Below are 18,546 nucleotides of genomic sequence, written 5' to 3'. Positions count from 1 at the left end.
CGCGGCGCGCCCCGCCCCCCCCCCCCCCCCCCCCCCCGCCCCCCCCCCCCGCCCCCCGCCGCCCCCCCCGCCCCCCCCGCCCCCGCCCCCCCCCCGGGCGCGCGGCCTAGGATCGCGCCCGTGAGCACCGAGGCGAGCACCGCGAGCACCGGCGCGGGCGCGCTGCCGCGCAGCGCCCCCTCCGCCCTGGGCGTCGACGCGCGCGGCGTCGACGCCTTCCTCGACGCCGTCGAGGCCGCCGCCGGCGTGGAGCTGCACTCCCTGGCCGTGCTGCACCGTGGCGCCGTCGTCGCCGAGGGCTGGTGGGCGCCCTACGCGCCCGAGCGCCTGCACCTGCTGTACTCGGTGAGCAAGAGCTTCACCGTCACCGCCCTGGGCCTGGCGGTGGCCGAGGGGCTGGTGGACCTGGACTCCACGGTGCTCTCGCACTTCCCGGAGCTGGACGGCGACGTCACCGACGAGCGCGCCCGCTCGATCACCCTGCGCCACGTCGCGGCCATGGCCAGCGGCCACCGCGGCGAGACCATCGGCGACGCGAGCGCCGACGAGAGCGGCGACGTGGTGCGCGGCTTCCTGCGCCTGCCGCCGGAGGAGGAGCCGGGCTCGACCTTCGCGTACAACCAGCCGTGCACCTTCGCGCTCTCGGCGGTGGTGCAGCGCGCGGCCGGCACGACGCTGACGCGGTACCTGCGCCCGCGCCTGCTGGACCCGCTGGGCATCGGCGAGACCGCTTGGACCACCGACGGGCGCGGGCGCGAGATCGGCTTCTCCGGCCTGCACGCCACCACCGACGCCCTGGCCAAGCTGGGCCAGCTGCACCTGCAGCGCGGCCGCTGGGGCGGGGTGCGGCTGCTGCCCGAGGCGTGGGTGGAGCAGGTGGGCCGCGCCCACGTGGACACCACCGCCGGGCAGGACAAGCCGGACTCCCGGCTGGGCTACGGCTACCAGTTCTGGCCCTCGCGGCACGGGTACCGCGCCGACGGCGCCTACGGGCAGTTCGCCCTGGTGCTGCCCGAGCAGGACGCCGTCGTGGCGATCACCGGGCAGACGAGCACCACGCAGGTGCTGCTGGACGCGGTGTGGGAGCACCTGGTGCCGGCGCTGTCCGGCCCGGCGCTGCCGCCCGGCGCCGCCCGGCACGACGCCGCCCTGGCCGCGCGCCTGGCCGCCCTGGAGCTGCCCGGCCCGCGCGGGCACGGCACCGCGCCGCTGCGGCCCGCGGTCCTGCGGGCCCTGCCCGGCGCCGCGCAGCTGACCGGCGCGCGCCTGGAGCGCACCGGCGAGGACGCCGCCGCGGACGGCACCGGCTGGCGCCTGGTCCTGGAGGGCCGGGACGGCGAGGTGGCCGCCGACCTCGGCCCGGGCTGGACGGGCACCGGGGCGCTGGCGGTGAGCTGGGCGCCGGCGGGGCGCACGGCGCTGCGCGCCGACGTGGTGTTCGTGGAGACCCCGCACCGCCTGCTGCTGCACCTGGACCCCGCCGCCGGCTCCGTGCGCGGCGCGTGGTGCACTGAGCCGCTGCACGCCCCGCCGCTGCACCTGCTGCGCGCGCCGCGCGAGCCCTGAGCCACCCCGGTAGCGGTCCGCGCCGCGGGGTGCTGCACTGTGGGACCGCCCCCTCGACTTCAACCGCGAAGGTCAGAACCGGAGCAGTGACCCGCCACCACGCCCCCGCGCCCCCGCGCGCCCCCCGCCCGGGGGGTGCCCGGTGATCGGCTACCTGCGCGGCAACTCCGGCGTCGTGCTGGACGCCCTGGCCCAGCACGTCGTGCTCGCCGTCGTGCCCCTCGTGCTCGGCGCGCTGCTGTCGCTGCCCGTGGGGTACCTGGGCGTGCGCTTCCCGCGGCTGTACCAGCCGCTCATGGGCGCGGCGGGCGTCATCTACGCGATCCCGTCGCTGGCGGTGTTCGTGACGCTGCCGTACCTGCTGGGCACCCGGATCCTGTCGCCGGTGAACATCGTGGTGGCGCTGACGGTCTACACGCTGGCGCTGATGGCGCGCACGGTGGCCGACGGGCTGCGCTCGGTGGACCCGGCGCTGACGGAGGCGGCCACCGCCATGGGCTACCGGCGCACCCGGCGGCTGCTGGAGGTGGAGCTGCCGTTGGCGCTGCCGGTGGTGCTGGCGGGGGCGCGCGTGGCCGCGGTGTCCAACATCAGCCTGGTCAGCGTGGGCGCCCTCATCGGCGTGGGCGGCCTGGGGGCGCTGTTCACGCGCGGCTTCCAGCTGTTCTACACCGCCCCGATCCTCGTGGGCATCGTGCTGACGCTGCTGCTGGCGGGCGCGGCCGACCTGCTGCTGGTGCTGCTGCAGCGCCGGGTGACGCCGTGGGCGCGCGCCTCGGCGGGGAGGGGCTGACCCGTGGACGAGACGCCGTACCTGCTGGACCCCGCCCGCTGGAGCGGGCCGGGCTCCATCCCGGCCCTGACGCTGGAGCACCTGGGCTACACGGGCCTGGCGCTGCTGCTGGGCGTGCTGATCGCCTTCCCGCTGGGCCTGCTCATCGGGCACACCGGACGGGGGGCGTTCCTGGCCGTCAACGCCGGCAACGCCGGCCGGGCCCTGCCCACCCTGGGCCTGCTCATCCTGCTGGTGACGGTGATGGACCGCCTGGACGCGGTGCCCGTCCTGATCACCCTGGTGGTGCTCGTCGTCCCGCCGATCCTCACCTCCACCTACGCCGGGCTGCGCTCGGTGGACCGCGCCGCCGTGGACGCCGCGCGCGGCATGGGCATGCGCCCGTTGCAGGTGCTCTTCGGCGTGGAGGTGCCCATGGCGATGCCGCTGCTCTTCAGCGGCCTGCGCGCGGCGACCCTGCAGGTGGTGGCCACCGCCACGGTGGCCGCCTACGTCGGCCTGGGCGGGCTGGGCCGCCTGCTCATCGACGGCCTGGCCGTCAACGACTACGGTCGCGTGGTCGCCGGCGCGGTCGTGGTGGCCGTCCTGGCGATCGTGCTGGACCTGCTGCTGGGCCTCGTGCAGCGGCTCGTCGTGCCCCGCGGGGTCAGCGGGCGCCGGCTGCGCGGCGCGCGCGGCGAGCGCCCGCCCACCCCGGCCAAGTCCCGCCTCGACGCCGACCCGGCGTGAGGCCCAACGGAAGGACCCACCCGTGAAGCGCAGGACACTGCTGACGACCGCCCTGGCCTCGGGGGCCGGACTGAGCCTCGCGGCCTGCGGCGCGGGGGAGGACCCCCTGGCGGCCGGGACGCCCTCGGGCGGCTCCTCCTCGACGTCCGCGGTGATCGTCGGGTCGGCGAACTTCCCCGAGAGCGAGCTGCTGGCGGAGATGTACGCGCAGGTGCTCGAGGGCGCCGGCGTGCAGGTGCAGCGCAAGCTCGGCATCGGCGCGCGCGAGCTGTACCTGCGCGCGCTGCAGGACGGCTCGATCGACCTGATCCCGGAGTACAACGGCGCGCTGCTGGCCGCCCTGGTCGAGGGCGGGGCGCCGGAGGGCGTGAGCACCTCCGAGCAGGTCTACGACGCGCTGCAGGACGTGCTGCCCGAGGGCACCGAGGTGCTGGAGCAGTCCGCGGCCGAGAACAAGGACAGCCTGTCGGTGACCGCCGCGACCGCGCAGCGGTACTCCCTGGCGAGCATCGCGGACCTGGCCCCGGTGGCCGGTGAGCTCGTCGCCGGCGGCGCCCCGGAGTTCGCCGAGCGCTACCAGGGCCTGGTGGGCCTGCGCGAGGTGTACGGGGTGGAGTTCCAGCAGTACCGGCCGCTGGACGTCGGTGGCCCGCTGACGGTGCAGGCGCTGGTCAACGGCGACATCGCCGTGGCCAACATCTTCACCACGGACTCCTCGATCCAGACCAACGGCTTCGTGGTGCTGCAGGACCCGCAGAACCTCTTCCTGGCCGAGAACGTCCTGCCGCTGATCAGCTCGGCCAAGAACACCCCGGCGATCACCGAGGCGCTCAACGCGTTCTCCGCGACCCTGACCACGGAGAAGCTCACGCAGTACCTCGCGCGCGTGCAGGTGGACAAGCAGACCAGCGCCGAGGTGGCGAAGGCGTACCTGGCCGACAACCCCGTCGGCTGAGCCGCCCCGCACGCACCGACGGCCCGGCCCCGCGCAGCGCGGGAGCCGGACCGTCGGTGCGTGCGGGCACCGCTGCGCTCAGTCCTCGGGCACCAGCCACACCGCGCCCAGCGGCGGCACGCGCAGCGCCGCGGACTGCGCGCGGCCGTTCCAGGAGGGGCCGTCGGCGACCAGCGTGCCGCCGTTCACCACGCCGGAGCCGCCGAAGCGCTCGGCGTCGGTGCTCAGGACCTCCTTCCAGCGGCCCGGCTGCGGCAGCCCGACCCGGAAGTCCTCGTAGGGCCCGCCGGAGAAGTTCACGACCACGACCAGCGGGCGGCCGTCGGCGGAGCGGCGCACGAAGGAGATGAGGTTGCGCTGGTTGTCGCCGCCGTCGATCCACTCGAAGCCCTCGGGGGAGAAGTCCTGCTCCCACAGCTCCGGGTGGGCCTTGTAGAGGGCGTTGAGCTCCTTGACCAGCTCGTGCAGGCCCTTGTGCCAGGGGGTGTCCAGCAGCCACCAGTCCAGCGAGCGGGCCTCGGACCACTCGGCCTCCTGGCCGATCTCGGAACCCATGAAGAGCAGCTGCTTGCCGGGGTGGGACCACATGTACGCCAGGTAGGCGCGCACGGTGGCGAGCTGCTGCCAGCGGTCGCCGGGCATCTTGCGCAGCAGCGAGCCCTTGCCGTGCACGACCTCGTCGTGGGAGATCGGCAGGCAGAACTTCTCGCTGAAGGCGTACACCAGGCTGAACGTCAGCTCGCCGTGGTGGTACTGCCGGTACATGGGGTCCTGCGCGACGTAGGCGAGGGTGTCGTGCATCCAGCCCATGTTCCACTTCAGGCCGAAGCCGAGGCCGCCGCCGCTGGTGGGGGCGGTCACGCCGGGGAACGCGGTGGACTCCTCGGCGATCATCATGATGCCGGGGGTGCGCTTGTAGGCGGTGGCGTTGGCCTCCTGCAGGAAGGCGATGGCCTCCAGGTTCTCCCGGCCGCCGTACTGGTTGGGCAGCCACTGCCCCTCGGCGCGGGAGTAGTCCAGGTACAGCATCGAGGCGACGGCGTCCACGCGCAGGCCGTCGGCGTGGAACTCCTCCAGCCAGTACAGCCCGGAGGCGACGAGGAAGTTGCGCACCTCGCTGCGCCCGAAGTCGAAGACGTACGTGCCCCAGTCCATCTGCTCGCCGCGGCGCGGGTCCGGGTGCTCGTACAGCGCGGTGCCGTCGAAGCGGGCCAGGGCGAACTCGTCCTTGGGGAAGTGCCCGGGCACCCAGTCGATGATGACGCCGATGCCGGCCTGGTGCAGGCGGTCGATGAGGTGGCGCAGCTCGTCGGGGGAGCCCCAGCGGGAGGTGGGCGCGAAGTAGGAGGTCACCTGGTAGCCCCAGGAGCCGCCGAAGGGGTGCTCCATGACGGGCAGGAACTCCACGTGCGTGAAGCCGGCCTCGGTGACGTAGGCGACGAGCTCGTCGGCCAGCTCCGCGTAGCCCAGGCCCTGGCGCCAGGAGCCCAGGTGCACCTCGTAGATCGAGATCGGCCCGGCGTGCGGGTCGGTGGTCGCGCGGCGCTCCAGCCAGTCCGCGTCGCCCCACTCGTAGCCGGACTCGGCCACCACCGAGGCGGTGGCCGGGGGCACCTCGGTGGCGCGGGCCATCGGGTCGGCCTTCTGCCGCCAGTGCCCGTCCTGGCCGAGGATCTCGAACTTGTAGCGCGAGCCGGCGCCCACGCCGGGCACGAAGACCTCCCAGACCCCGGAGGAGCCCAGCGAGCGCATGGAGTCGGTGCGGCCGTTCCAGTGGTTGTGGTCGCCGACGACGCGCACGGCCTGCGCCGAGGGCGCCCACACCGCGAAGGAGGTGCCGTCCACCGGGCCCAGCGGGCCGTCCCAGTGGCGCACGTGCGCGCCCAGGACGTTCCACAGCTCCTCGTGGCGGCCCTCGCCGATCAGGTGCAGGTCGACCTGCCCCACGGTGGGCAGGAAGCGGTACGGGTCGTCCACCACGTGCGGCTCGCCGTCGGCGTAGACCACCTCCAGGCGGTAGTCGCCGACGGTGCCGCCCGGGTGCACCCCGGCCCAGACGCCGTCGTGCTCGTGGACCAGCCCGACGCGCCCGCCGTCCTGCGTGAGGACGGTGACGGAGGAGGCGAACGGCTTCAGCGCCCGGTAGGTGACGCCGCCGTCGTGCGGGTGCGCGCCGAGCACCGAGTGCGGCGACCAGTGGGACCCGGTGGCGACCTTGGCGAGGTCGTCGGCGTCCACGGGACGGGGGGTGGCGGCTTCGCTCGACATGGGCTCCAGTCTCCGGTCGGGGGGGCCCGCTCGCGCGTCGAGACGGGCCCGGTGTTCTCGGGTGCGCCGGGACCGGGAGGTCCCGGCGCCGGGGTCAGGAGGTGAGGCGGTGGACCGCGCCGAGCGGGATGCGGACCCAGTCGGGGCGGTTGCGGGCCTCGTAGACCACCTCGTACAGGGCCTTGTCCAGCTCCAGGGCCGCCAGCAGCGTCTGCGCCGCCGACCCCGGCACCCGCGGGTCCACGCCGGTGCCCTCGGCGTAGGAGGCCAGGAACGCCTCGCGGCACTGCGCCGCCCAGGCCGCCGCGGCCTCCTCCCCGCCGCTGCGCGCACCGGCGGAGGCGGCGTAGTCGAAGGAGCGCAGCATGCCCGCCACGTCGCGCAGCGCCAGGTCCGGCACGCTGCGCTCGGCCAGGGGGCGCAGCGGCTCGCCCTCGAAGTCCAGCAGCACCCAGCCGCGCGAGGCCGAGTGCAGCACCTGGCCCAGGTGGTAGTCGCCGTGCACGCGCTGCAGGTCCGGCGCGCCGGTGACGCCGCGCACGGCCTCCACGCGAGCGGTGGCCGCCGCGGCGACCGCCTCCAGCTGCGGCACCGCCGCGCACGCCCACGCCACCCGGGCCGCCAGGCCGTCGGCCAGCGCCGCCAGCCGCTCCGGCGTGGCCGGCTCGGTGGGCAGCTCCCGGGCCAGCACCGCGTGCACCTCGGCGGTGGCCGCGCCCAGCTCGCCGGCCTCGGCCGCGAAGCCGCGCCCGGCCTCCACGGCGGCGGTGGCCACCCGCCAGGCGTCCTGGGAGCCGGCGAGGAACTCCGTCAGGTGCGCCAGGTGGCCGTGGGCGGTGCTGCCGTCGGGGGCGGTCCACTGCCCGTCCACCCAGCCGGCCGGGCGCGGCACGCGCTCGCACCCGGCGCCGGCCAGGGCGGTCTGCACCACCACGTCGGGGTTGTCCCCGGCGTTGAGGACGCGGAACACCTTGGCGATGAGCGGGACCTCCTGCGAGCCCTGCGGGGCGCCGACCACGATGGAGGTGTTGGACTGCTCGCCGCCCAGGACCTTCGTCACCGCCCCGGCGGGCACCGGCAGGCCGCCGTCGGCGCTGGTGCCGTGCACGCCGAAGGCGGGCGAGCCGGCGCCCTCCTCGGCGGCGACGAGGGTGAGCAGCGCCCGGGTGAAGGTGGGGTCGTGCGGGCCGTCGTAGACCCACGCCCGCGCCCCGTCGACGTCGGGCAGGTGCCCCACGAGCGCGGCGGCCAGGGACTCGTCGGGGGCGTGGCGCACGGTCAGGGGCACGGCGTACACGGTGCTCTCCGCCGCCCCCTCCGGGCCGGTGCGCACGGTGAGGGCGACGAGCTGGGCGACGCCGGCCTCGTCCAGCGGGGTGCGCTCCAGGCGCTGCAGGCGCACCTCGGCGCCCTTGTGGGCGAACCAGCGCTGGCGCGGGGCCCACTGCAGCAGCAGCTCGGCCAGCGCCGCGTCCGAGGCGGGGTCCGTGGCGACGGGGCCGGTCACGAGCCACCTCCGAGCTTGAGCCAGTAGAAACCTCGCGGCCCGAGCGTGACCGTCAGGCCGCCCTCGGCGTCCACGTCGGGGAAGGCGGCGCCGCCGAACAGGTCGCGCACGCTGGCCCCGCCCTGCCCGGGCACGCGCAGCACCGCGGACTGGGCGTGGTCGGAGAGGTTGTTCACGCACAGCACCGTCTCGCCCTCCTGCTCCTGGGAGGGCTCCAGGACGCGCAGGAACGCCAGCACCGAGGCGTTGCTGCAGTACCCCTCCTCGGGGCGCAGCGGCGCGGCGCCGACCGCGGCCTCCAGGGACGCGTCCACCGCGGTGGTGCCCTCCTCGGGGCGGCGCGGGGTCAGCGGCACGTAGCGGCCCAGGCCGAAGGCGGGGTGGCGCCGGCGCACCGCCAGGACGTTGCGCACCCAGTGCAGCAGCGAGCTGCCCGTCGCCAGCTGCGCCTCGACGTTGACCGACTGGTAGTTGTAGACCAGCGACTGGATCGTCGGCAGGTACAGCTTGCCGGGGTCGGCGGAGGAGAAGCCGGCGTTGCGGTCCGGCGTCCACTGCATCGGCGTGCGCACCGCGTCGCGGTCGTCGAGCCAGATGTTGTCGCCCATGCCGATCTCGTCGCCGTAGTACAGGCACGGGCTGCCCGGCAGCGAGAGCACCATCGCGTGGATGAGCTCGATCTCCGGGCGGGAGTTGTCCAGCAGCGGCGCCAGGCGGCGGCGGATGCCGATGTTGGCGCGCATGCGCGGGTCGGGGGCGTACCAGCCGTACATGGCGGCGCGCTCCTCGGTGGTGACCATCTCCAGCGTCAGCTCGTCGTGGTTGCGCAGGAACGTGCCCCACTGCCCGCTGGAGACCGGGATCTCCGGGGTCGCCGAGAGGATGTCGATGATCGGCGTGGCCTTGCCCTCGCGCATCGCGTAGTACAGGCGCGGCATGACGGGGAAGTGGAAGCACATGTGGCACTCCGGCTCCTCCTCGGTGCCGAAGTACTCCACGACGTCGAAGGGCCACTGGTTGGCCTCGGCCAGCAGCACCCGGCCCGGGTACTCGTCGTCCACCATCCTGCGCAGCCGCCTGAGGAACTGGTGGGTCGCCGGCAGGTTCTCGCCGTTGGTGCCCTCCTCCTCGTACAGGTAGGGGACCGCGTCCAGGCGGAAGCCGTCGATGCCCATGTCCATCCAGAAGCGGACGGTGTCGAACATCGCCTCCTCGACGGCCGGGTTGTCGAAGTTCAGGTCCGGCTGGTGGGAGAAGAAGCGGTGCCAGAAGTACTGCCGGCGCACCGGGTCGAACGTCCAGTTCGACGTCTCGGTGTCGACGAAGATGATGCGCGCCTCGGAGTACTTCTCGTCGGTGTCGCTCCAGACGTAGAAGTCGCCGTAGGGGCCGTCGGGGTCCGAGCGGCTGGCCTGGAACCACGGGTGCTGGTCGCTGGTGTGGTTCATCACCAGGTCGATGATGATCCGGATGCCGCGCTGGTGGGCCTCCTGCACCAGGCGCTGGAACTCCGGCAGCGTGCCGAACTCCGGCAGCACCGCGTTGTAGTCGGAGATGTCGTACCCGCCGTCGCGCAGCGGCGAGGCGAAGAACGGCGGCAGCCACAGGCAGTCCACGCCGAGCCACTGCAGGTAGTCCAGGCGGCTGGTCAGGCCGGAGAAGTCACCGGTGCCCGAGCCGTTGGAGTCCGAGAAGGCGCGCACCAGCGCCTCGTAGAAGACGGCGGTCTTGTACCACTGCGGGTCGTTCTTCAGACCGGGACCGGCGATGTGCAGGTTCTCCACGTCAGCCCCCCGTCCCGTGCGGCAGGACGTGGAACACGTGCGCGGGCTCCACGTACGGGTCCAGGCGCACGTAGTCGTGCTCGCCCCACTCGTAGGTGGCGCCGGTCAGCTCGTCGCGCACGGTGAAGCGCTCCCACCACTGCCGCCCGAGCGCGGCCATGTCCAGGTGCACGGTCGTCTCGCGGGTGGCGTGCGGGTCCAGGTTCACCACGACGATCAGCAGGTCCTCGGTGCCGTCGGGCGCCACGCGCCGGCGGGAGAAGGCCAGGACGTTCTCGTCGTCGCAGTGGTGGAACGTCGTGCCGCGCATCTCCTGCAGCGCCGGGTGGGCGCGGCGCACCTCGTTCAGGCGCGTCAGGTACGGCGCCAGGCTCCAGCCCTCGGCCTCCGCGCGAGCCCAGTCGCGCGGGCGGAACTGGTACTTCTCGTTGTCCAGCTGCTCCTCGGCGCCCGGGCGCGCGGCGTGCTCGACGAGCTCGTAGCCGGAGTAGATCCCCCACGACGGGCTGAGCAGCGCGGCCAGCACGGCGCGCAGCTTGAACACCGGCGGGCCGCCGTACTGCATGGTGGGGGTGAGGATGTCGTGGGTGGTGGGCCAGAAGCTGGGCCGCATGTAGTGCGCGGACTCGCCGGTGAGCTGCTCGAGGTACTCGCGGACCTCCCAGCCGGCGTTGCGCCAGGCGAAGTACGAGTACGACTGCTGGAAGCCCACCTTGGCCAGGGTGTGCATCATCGCCGGGCGCGTGAAGGCCTCCGAGAGCCAGACGACCTCGGGGTGCTCGCGGCGCACCTCGCCGATGAGCCACTCCCAGAACTCCACCGGCTTGGTGTGCGGGTTGTCCACGCGGAAGCAGGTGACGCCGTGCTCGATCCACACGTCCACGACCCGCTTGACCTCGGCGTAGATGCCCTCGGGGTCGTTGTCGAAGTTCAGCGGGTAGATGTCCTGGTATTTCTTCGGCGGGTTCTCCGCGTAGGCGATGCTGCCGTCGGCGCGGGTGGTGAACCACTCGGGGTGCTCGGTGACCCACGGGTGGTCCGGGGCGCACTGCAGCGCCAGGTCCAGCGCGACCTCCAGGCCCAGCTCCTTCGCCCGGGCCACGAAGAAGTCGAAGTCCTCGAAGGTGCCCAGCTCGGGGTGGATCGCGTCGTGCCCGCCCTCGGCGGCGCCGATCGCGTACGGCGAGCCGGGGTCCAGCGGCCCGGCGTTCAGCGTGTTGTTCGGCCCCTTGCGGTTCGTGCGCCCGATGGGGTGGACGGGCGTCAGGTACGCGATGTCGAAGCCCATCGCGGCGATCGCGGGCAGGCGCTCGGCGGCGGTGCGGAAGGTGCCGGACACCCACCGCCCGGCCTCCTCGTCGTAGTGCGCCCCCTCGGAGCGGGGGAAGAACTCGTACCAGCTGCTGAAGGCGGCCAGGCGGCGCTCCACGCGCAGCGGCAGCGCGGGGGAGGGCGAGACCAGCTCGCGCAGCGGCAGCCGCTCCAGCGCGGCGCGCACCTCGGCGGAGGTGCCGGCGGCCAGCCGCTCGCCGTCGCCCAGCGCCGTGTCGCGCAGCCGGTTCGCGGCGGCGTGCAGCGCGCCGGCGCCCTCGGCGTCGCGGCCGGGCAGGTCGGCGGCGCGCTCCAGCAGGCGCGCGCCCTCCTCCAGCATCAGCGCCACGTCCACGCCGGCGCCGACCTTGATGGTGGCGTCGTGGTCCCAGGTGCCGTACGGGTCGGACCAGCCGTCCACCCGCACCGCCCAGTCGCCCTCGGCGTCGGGCACCAGGACGGCCGCGTAGGAGTCCTTGCCGGCGTTGGTGAGCGTCATCCGGGCGCTGGGCCCGTCCGAGCCGTCCGGGCGCACCAGCACCGCGGTCGCCGCGACGGCGTCGTGGCCCTCGCGGAAGACGGTGGCCGTCACCGGGACGAGCTCGCCCACGGCCGCCTTGGACGGCCAGCGGCCCGCGTCCACGGCCGGGGCGACGTCGAGGACGGGGATGCGGCCCACCACCGGCCGGGTGCTGCCCGGCGCCGGCGTGCTGCGCACCTGGAGGGTGTCCGCGTGCTGGGCCGCGGGGGCACCGGCCCCGCGCGTCGTCGGCTGCTCCTCAGTCGTCACGTGCGGCAACCTACCGACGGCGGGCGGAGGTGTCGCGCGGTGAGCACGGCGCCCCGGCGCGCCCCCCGGCGCACCCCCCGGCGCGCCCCCCGGCGCACCCCCCGGCGCGCCCCCCGGCGCACCCCCCGGCGCGCCCGCGGCCCGGCCTCGCGCGCTCACCTGTCGGGGAGGTGCCCGCGCGGCTACTGTCGCGTGCGTGAGAGCCATCCGACGCTTCACCGTCCGCACCGTGCTCCCCGCCCCGCTGGCCCCCCTCGGCGAGCTGTCCAGCAACCTGCGCTGGTCCTGGCACGAGCCCACCCGCGCCCTGTTCGAGTCCATGGACCCGGCCGCGTGGGCGGCGGTGCACCGCGAGCCCGGCGCCCTGCTCGGTGCCCTGAGCACCGAGCGGCTGGACGCGCTGGCCGCCGACGCGGACTTCGTGCAGCGCGTGCGGGAGGCGGCCGCGGACCTGCGCGCGTACCTGCAGCGGCCCGGCTGGTACGCCTCCCTGGGCCCGGACGCGCCCGCCTCCATCGCCTACTTCTCGATGGAGTTCGGCATCACCGGCGCCCTGCCGCAGTACTCGGGGGGCCTGGGCATCCTCGCCGGCGACCACCTGAAGTCCGCCAGCGACCTGGCCGTGCCCGTCGTGGGCGTCGGGCTCTTCTACGCCACCGGCTACTTCAAGCAGTCCCTCTCGCGCGACGGCTGGCAGCAGGAGACGTACCCGGTGCTGGACCCGGCGGGCCTGCCGCTGGCCCTGCTGCGCGAGGCCGACGGCAGCCCGGCGAAGGTGTCGGTGGACCTGCCCGGCGGCCGGCGCCTGGTGGCGCAGGTGTGGAAGGCGCAGGTCGGCCGGGTGCCCCTGCTGCTGATGGACTCCGACGTGGAGGAGAACGACGAGGCCGCCCGCGGGGTGACCGACCGCCTGTACGGCGGCGGCGGCGAGCACCGGCTGCAGCAGGAGCTGCTGTGCGGGGTGGGCGGCGTGCGCGCGCTGCGGCTGTGGTCGCGCCTGACCGGCGCGCCGGAGCCGGAGGTGTACCACACCAACGAGGGGCACGCCGGCTTCCTGGGCGTGGAGCGCATCCGCGAGCACGTCGAGCGCGGCCTGGGCTTCGAGGAGGCGCTGGAGGCGGTGCGCGCGGCGACGGTGTTCACCACGCACACCCCCGTGCCCGCCGGCATCGACCGCTTCGGGCGCGACCAGATCGAGCTGTACTTCGGCCCGGACAACCCGCTGCCCGGCGTGCCCGTCGAGCGCGTCCTGGCCCTGGGCGCGGAGGACTACGACGGCGGCGACCCCGGCGTGTTCAACATGGCCGTCATGGGCCTGCGGCTGGCGCAGCGCGCCAACGGCGTCTCCCGGCTGCACGGCGCGGTCAGCCGCGGCATGTTCGACGGGCTGTGGCCCGGCTTCGACGACCCCGAGGTGCCGATCACGTCCATCACCAACGGCGTGCACGCCCCGACCTGGGTGGCCCCGGAGGTGCTGGAGATGGGCCGGCGCTACATCGGCCCGCAGCTGCCGCGCGAGGGGCAGGGCTTCGAGAAGGTCGACCAGGTGCCCGACGAGGAGATCTGGCGCACCCGCCGCCTGCTGCGCGGCCGGCTCGTGGAGGACGCCCGCCGCCGGCTGAGGCTGTCCTGGCTGCAGCGCGGCGCCTCGGAGGCGGAGCTGTCCTGGACCAAGGACGTCCTGGACCCCGACGTGCTCACCATCGGCTTCGCCCGCCGGGTGCCCACCTACAAGCGCCTGACCCTCATGCTGCGCGACCCCGAGCGGCTGAAGTCCCTGCTGCTGCACCCGCAGCGGCCCGTGCAGCTCGTCATCGCCGGCAAGTCCCACCCGGCCGACGAGACCGGCAAGCGGCTGATCCAGCAGATGGTGCGCTTCGCCGACGACCCCGCGGTGCGCCACCGCATCGTCTTCCTGCCCAACTACGACATCACCATGGCGCTGCAGCTCTACCCCGGCTGCGACGTGTGGCTGAACAACCCGCTGCGCCCCTTCGAGGCGTGCGGCACCTCCGGCATGAAGGCCGCCCTCAACGGCGGGCTGAACCTGTCGATCCTCGACGGCTGGTGGGACGAGTGGTACGACGGCGGCAACGGCTGGGCGATCCCCACCGCCGACGGCGTGGACGACCCCGAGCGCCGCGACGACCTCGAGGCTGCCGCGCTGTACGACCTGATCGAGAACTCGGTGGCGGCGCGCTTCTACGACCGCGACGAGCGCGGCCTGCCGGCGCGCTGGCTGGAGATGGTGCGCCACACCCTGGCCTCGCTGGGCCCGAAGGTCCTCGCCAGCCGCATGGTCACCGACTACGTGCAGCAGCTGTACGTGCCGGCCGCGCGCGCCGGGCGGGCGGCGACCGCCTCCGACGCGGCGGTGGCCCGGGAGCTGGCGCGCTGGAAGCAGCAGGTGCGCTCCTCCTGGCCGGGCGTGCGGGTGGACCACGCGGAGTCCTCCGGCGTGGGCGACTCCGCGCAGGTCGGCGACGTGCTGCACGTGCGCGCCTTCGTCGCGCTGGGGGAGCTGGCCCCCGGCGACGTGGAGGTGCAGGTCGTGCACGGGCGCGTCAGCGACTCCGACGAGCTGACCGCCTCCGGCGTGGTGCCGCTGCGCCACGCCGAGGACTTCGGCGACGGCCGGCACCGCTACGAGGGCGAGCTGCCGCTGCGGCAGACCGGCCCGTTCGGCTACACGGTGCGCGTGCTGCCCCGCCACGAGGGCCTGGCCGCGCCCGCCGAGCTGGGCCTGGTCGCCAACGCCTGAGGCGCGCGGCCCGGCGCCCGGGGGCGCGCGGCGGTGCCGGGGCGCGCCCCGGCACCGCCGTCGCGCGGGGTGCCGGGGGCGCGGGCGCGCTCAGGGCTCGATGTTCGCCATGACGTGCTTGACGCGGGTGTAGTCCTCGAACCCGTACACCGACAGGTCCTTGCCGTAGCCGGAGGACTTGAACCCCCCGTGCGGCATCTCCGCCACCAGCGGGATGTGCGTGTTGATCCACACGCAGCCGAAGTCCAGGGCGGCCGAGGTCCGCATCGCCCGGCCGAAGTCCCGCGTCCACACGCTGGAGGCCAGCCCGTAGCGCGTGCCGTTGGCCCAGGCCAGCGCCTGCTCCTCGTCGCCGAAGCGCTGCACCGTGATGACGGGGCCGAAGATCTCCTCCTGCACGGCCTCGTCGTCCTGGCGCAGGCCCGCCACGACGGTGGGCCGGTAGTAGAACCCGTCGGCCAGCTCCCCGCCGGCGCGCTCGCCGCCGGCGACCAGCTCCGCGTGGTCGGGCAGGCGCTCGACGAACCCGGACACGTGCGCCAGCTGGCGGGCGCTGTTGACCGGGCCCAGGTCGGTGCCCTCCGCGTGCGGCAGGCCGACGGCGGTGCCGCGCGCCCGCTCGGCCAGGGCGGCGACGAGGTCGTCGTGCACGCGCGGGGCGGCCAGCACGCGGGTGGCGGCGGTGCAGTCCTGCCCGGCGTTGAAGTACCCCGCGGCGGCGATGGCCCCGGCGGCCGCCTCGACGTCGGCGTCGTCGAAGACGATCACCGGCGCCTTGCCGCCCAGCTCCAGGTGCACGCGCTTGACGTCGCGGGCGGCGGAGGCGGCCACCTCCGCCCCGGCGCGCACGGAACCGGTGATGGCCACCAGCTGCGGCACGGGGTGCTCCACCAGGGCGCGGCCGGTGCCGCGGTCGCCGCACACGACGTTGAGCACGCCCGGGGGCAGCACCTCGCCGGCCACCTGCGCCAGCAGCACCGTGGAGGCCGGGGTGGTGTCCGAGGGCTTGAGCACCACCGTGTTGCCCGCGGCCAGCGCCGGGGCGATCTTCCACACCGCCATCATCAGCGGGTAGTTCCACGGGGTGACCTGCCCGACCACGCCGATCGGCTCCCGGCGCACCCAGGAGGTGTGCCCGGCCAGGTACTCCCCGGCGGCGCGGCCCTCCAGCACCCGCGCGGCGCCGGCGAAGAAGCGCAGCTGGTCCACCGCCGGCGGCAGCTCCTCGGTGCGGGTGAGCGCGACCGGCTTGCCGGTGTTCTCCACCTCCGCGGCGACGAACTCCTCGGCGCGCTCCTCCACCGCGTCGGCCAGGGCCAGCAGGGCCTTCTGCCGCTCGGCCGGGGTGGTGCGCCGCCAGGAGGTGGACGCGCGCGAGGCGGCGGCGTACGCGGCGTCCACGTCGCGCGCCGAGGACAGCGGCGCGGTGGCGTACACCCGCCCGGTGGAGGGGTCGACGACCTCGGTGGTGCGCCCGTCGGCGGCCGGCACGGCCTCGCCGCCCACGACGTTGTGCAGGTGCCTCACTCCGCGAACTCCTCTCGTGCCCCGCCCGCAGCCGCGGCGGTGCCTGCGGCGGCCGGGGCGGCCGCCGCGGTGGTCTGCGCGGGGGGCTCCCCGTCGCAGCCGCGGGGCAGGGTGTCCCCGCGGAAGAACGCCGGGCGCAGCACCCGCTGCACCACCATGACGACGGCGCCGAGGACGAGGATGCCCGTGCCGAGCAGGAAGACCAACCCCACCCCGAACAGCTCCGAGCCCGAGCCGAACGAGGGGTCCATCGAGTCCACGGAGGTCTGCACGAAGAACGCCAGCAGCAGGACCCCGCCGGCCCCCGGCGCCAGGCACGTGGTCAGGAACCGGCGGGCGCTGCCGCGCCAGGTGCGCCGGAAGTACCACACGCACGCCAGCGCCGTGACGCCGTAGTAGAAGCAGACCATCATGCCCAGCGCGGTGATGGTGTCCCACAGCACGTCCTCGGAGAGCACGCGCACCACCGCGTAGAAGGCCCCCGCCACCACGCCGGCGGCGACCGTGGCGTGGCCGGGGGACTGGAAGCGCGGGGTGATGCGCGCGAAGCGCGGCGCCAGGGCGCCGTAGTGGCCCATCGCCAGCAGCGTGCGGGCGGGGGAGATGAAGGTGGACTGCAGCGAGGCCGCCGAGGAGGCCAGCACCGCCACGGACACCAGCACCGCCGCCGGTCCCATGACCGGGCCGGCGAGCGCGGCGAAGACGTTGTCCTGGACGTCCGGGCTGCCCAGCCCCAGGCCCTGCTCGCCGGTGCCGGCGTACGTCAGCACGGCCAGCGCGATCGCCAGGTAGAGCAGGACGATGACGGCGATCGTCGCCAGCGCCGCGCGCCCCGGCGTGGTGCGCGCCCCGCGCGTCTCCTCGTTCATCGTCAGGACCACGTCCCAGCCCCAGTACACGAACACCGACAGCGAGACCCCGGCGGCGAACGCGGAGAACGAGCCCACGCCGGTGGGGTCGAACCAGGCCGGGTCCACCGCCAGCGCCGCCGGGGCGCTGCCGTCGGCGACGTGCGCGAACGCGGCGACGCAGAACCAGATCAGGACCACGACCTGCAGCGCCACCAGGACGTACTGCACGGCCTTGGTGGCCTCCAGGCCGCGGTAGGAGACCCAGCAGGCCAGCGCCGTGAACACCAGGCAGGTCGCGACGTTGACGGGCGTGTTCGCGGCGAGGTCGGCGACGGCGTCGTCGCCGGTGAGCTGCGCCAGCAGCAGGTAGAAGAAGTCCACCGCGATGCCGGCGAGGTTGGACAGCACCAGCACGGTGGCGGCCAGCAGGCCCCAGCCGCCCATCCAGCCCACCCACGGGCCGAACGCCCGCGCGCTCCAGGTGAACGTCGTGCCCGAGTCCGGCATCGCGGTGTTCAGCGCCCGGTACCCCACGGCCACCAGCAGCATGGGCACGAACCCGACGAGGAGGATCGCCGGCAGGTGGTCGCCGACCGCGGAGGCCGTGGGGCCCAGCGCGCCCGAGAGCGTGTACGCCGGGGCGATGCACGAGACGCCGATGACGACGGAACCCAGCAGCCCCACCCGCCCGCGGCCCAGGCCCTTGCCCTCCCGGCCGGCCTCCACCGCCGCGCTCACCGCTCGCCCCGCGGCACGACCGCCACGGGCACCGGCACGTGGCGCAGCAGCCGCGCCGCCGTCGGGCCCAGGAACGTCTGCCGCCCGCGCGCCAGCCGGGAGGAGCCCACGAGCAGCAGCCCGCCCGGCTCCCAGTCGATCGAGGCCACCGCTTCCGCCACCGTCCGCCCCTTCCCCAGTTCGACCGTCACCAGGGCGTCCCCGAGCCGTTCCCGGGTCCGCTCCACCAGCTCCCGCAGCCGGGCCAGGGCGCTCTCCTCGGCCCCGGCCCGCGCGTCGACCTCCAGCAGGCTCACCACGTGCAGCGGCAGCCCCGCGCGCCCGGCGGCCTCGGCCGCCTCCTCCAGCACCGCCGCCGCCCCGGGCCGGGTGCCCACCGCGACGTAGAGGTGCTCCACCCGCCCGGGCCCGGGCGGGTGCGCCGGGCCCGCCGCGGTCAGGACCACCGGCACCGGCGAGGAGTGCAGCAGCGCCCGCGGCACCGGGCCGAGGCCGAACGGGTTCGCCCCGCCGGAGGCGCCCACGACGACCGCCGCGGCGCCCAGCTCCCGCACCGCCCCCAGCAGGCCCTCCGGCGCGGAGGGGGCGGTGCGCAGGTGCGCGCGCGCCGCCACGCCGGCCGGGACCGCCGCCAGCGCCTGCTCCAGCCAGCGCCGGCCCTGCTCGGCCACCAGGCCGGAGACGTCGCCCACCGGCGGGTACGGCTGCCCGAACGGGTCGTCGGTGCGCACCACGAGCACGACGTCCAGCTCCGCGCCGAGGGGGGCGGCCAGCGCCGCGCCCAGCCGCAGCGCGGCCGCGCCGCGCTCGCCGCCGTCGTGGGCGACGACGTAGCGCCGGCTCACCCGCGCGCCGCGGCGTCGGCGCGCACGGCCCCGGGGGGGGGGGGGGGGGGGGGGGGCGGGGGGGGGGGGGGGGGGGGGGGGGGGGGGGGGGGGGCGGCGGCCGCCGCGTCGCGGGGGGTGG

At 75.3% G+C, this 18,546-nt stretch carries 12 protein-coding genes; 5 read left to right on the top strand and 7 right to left on the bottom strand.

What is annotated here, in order from left to right:
* Nucleotides 1-120 precede the first annotated feature (120 nt).
* The 4 genes from ACRYR7_RS16795 to ACRYR7_RS16780 all read left to right on the top strand — a co-directional run bounded on the left by ACRYR7_RS16795 (nt 121) and on the right by ACRYR7_RS16780 (nt 4,043).
* A complete protein-coding gene (locus ACRYR7_RS16795) occupies nt 121-1,566 on the top strand; it encodes a serine hydrolase domain-containing protein (protein ID WP_432573257.1) in 1,446 nt (481 codons plus the stop codon).
* 142 nt (nt 1,567-1,708) lie between these two features.
* The gene (locus tag ACRYR7_RS16790) at nt 1,709-2,359 is read left to right on the top strand and encodes an ABC transporter permease (protein WP_432573256.1); all 651 of its coding nucleotides are present in this window, start codon (nt 1,709-1,711) and stop codon (nt 2,357-2,359) included.
* 3 nt (nt 2,360-2,362) lie between these two features.
* Nucleotides 2,363-3,088: an ABC transporter permease gene (locus ACRYR7_RS16785; protein ID WP_432573255.1), complete on the top strand. Its 726-nt coding sequence runs from the start codon at nt 2,363-2,365 to the stop codon at nt 3,086-3,088.
* A 22-nt stretch (nt 3,089-3,110) separates the two neighbouring features.
* On the top strand, nt 3,111-4,043 hold the full coding sequence (locus tag ACRYR7_RS16780) for an ABC transporter substrate-binding protein (protein ID WP_432573254.1): 933 nt from the start codon (nt 3,111-3,113) through the stop codon (nt 4,041-4,043).
* Nucleotides 4,044-4,121: 78 nt separating this feature from the next.
* Here the strand turns inward: ACRYR7_RS16780 and glgB are convergent, their stop codons facing one another.
* The 4 genes from glgB to ACRYR7_RS16760 form a co-directional block, all read right to left on the bottom strand.
* Nucleotides 4,122-6,311, bottom strand: coding sequence for a 1,4-alpha-glucan branching protein GlgB (gene glgB, locus ACRYR7_RS16775; RefSeq protein WP_432573253.1), 2,190 nt, complete (start codon nt 6,309-6,311; stop codon nt 4,122-4,124).
* A gap of 94 nt (nt 6,312-6,405) precedes the next feature.
* Nucleotides 6,406-7,818 (bottom strand): maltokinase N-terminal cap-like domain-containing protein, encoded by a 1,413-nt coding sequence (locus ACRYR7_RS16770; protein WP_432573252.1) that lies wholly within the window; start codon nt 7,816-7,818, stop codon nt 6,406-6,408.
* Nucleotides 7,815-9,602 (bottom strand): maltose alpha-D-glucosyltransferase, encoded by a 1,788-nt coding sequence (gene treS, locus ACRYR7_RS16765; RefSeq protein ID WP_432573251.1) that lies wholly within the window; start codon nt 9,600-9,602, stop codon nt 7,815-7,817. Before treS ends, ACRYR7_RS16770 begins: the two co-directional genes overlap by 4 nt.
* Before the next feature lies 1 nt (nt 9,603).
* Nucleotides 9,604-11,703 carry an alpha-1,4-glucan--maltose-1-phosphate maltosyltransferase gene (locus tag ACRYR7_RS16760; protein WP_432573250.1) on the bottom strand — a complete coding sequence of 700 codons (2,100 nt, stop codon included), beginning with the start codon at nt 11,701-11,703 and terminating at the stop codon, nt 9,604-9,606.
* A 196-nt stretch (nt 11,704-11,899) separates the two neighbouring features.
* Between ACRYR7_RS16760 and glgP the strand changes: the two genes are divergently transcribed.
* Entirely contained in the window at nt 11,900-14,464 is a 2,565-nt protein-coding gene (glgP, locus tag ACRYR7_RS16755; RefSeq protein ID WP_432573249.1) for an alpha-glucan family phosphorylase, read from the top strand.
* Between the two features lie 90 nt (nt 14,465-14,554).
* Here the strand turns inward: glgP and ACRYR7_RS16750 are convergent, their stop codons facing one another.
* The 3 genes from ACRYR7_RS16750 to ACRYR7_RS16740 are packed head-to-tail and all read right to left on the bottom strand — an operon-like array spanning nt 14,555 to nt 18,425.
* Entirely contained in the window at nt 14,555-15,991 is a 1,437-nt protein-coding gene (locus tag ACRYR7_RS16750) for a gamma-aminobutyraldehyde dehydrogenase (protein ID WP_432573248.1), read from the bottom strand.
* The gene (locus tag ACRYR7_RS16745) at nt 15,988-17,580 is read right to left on the bottom strand and encodes an APC family permease (protein WP_432573247.1); all 1,593 of its coding nucleotides are present in this window, start codon (nt 17,578-17,580) and stop codon (nt 15,988-15,990) included. The genes ACRYR7_RS16750 and ACRYR7_RS16745 overlap by 4 nt, the downstream gene beginning before the upstream one ends.
* Complete coding sequence (locus tag ACRYR7_RS16740) at nt 17,577-18,425, bottom strand: universal stress protein (protein WP_432573246.1); 849 nt, start codon at nt 18,423-18,425, stop codon at nt 17,577-17,579. The genes ACRYR7_RS16745 and ACRYR7_RS16740 overlap by 4 nt, the downstream gene beginning before the upstream one ends.
* Nucleotides 18,426-18,546: the final 121 nt, after the last annotated feature.

The organism is Kineococcus gurbantunggutensis, from assembly GCF_050871925.1.
Taxonomy (GTDB): Bacteria; Actinomycetota; Actinomycetes; order Actinomycetales; family Kineococcaceae; genus Kineococcus.
Note: the sequence above shows the minus strand (reverse complement) of the source record. Positions and strands in the feature narration are given on the sequence as shown.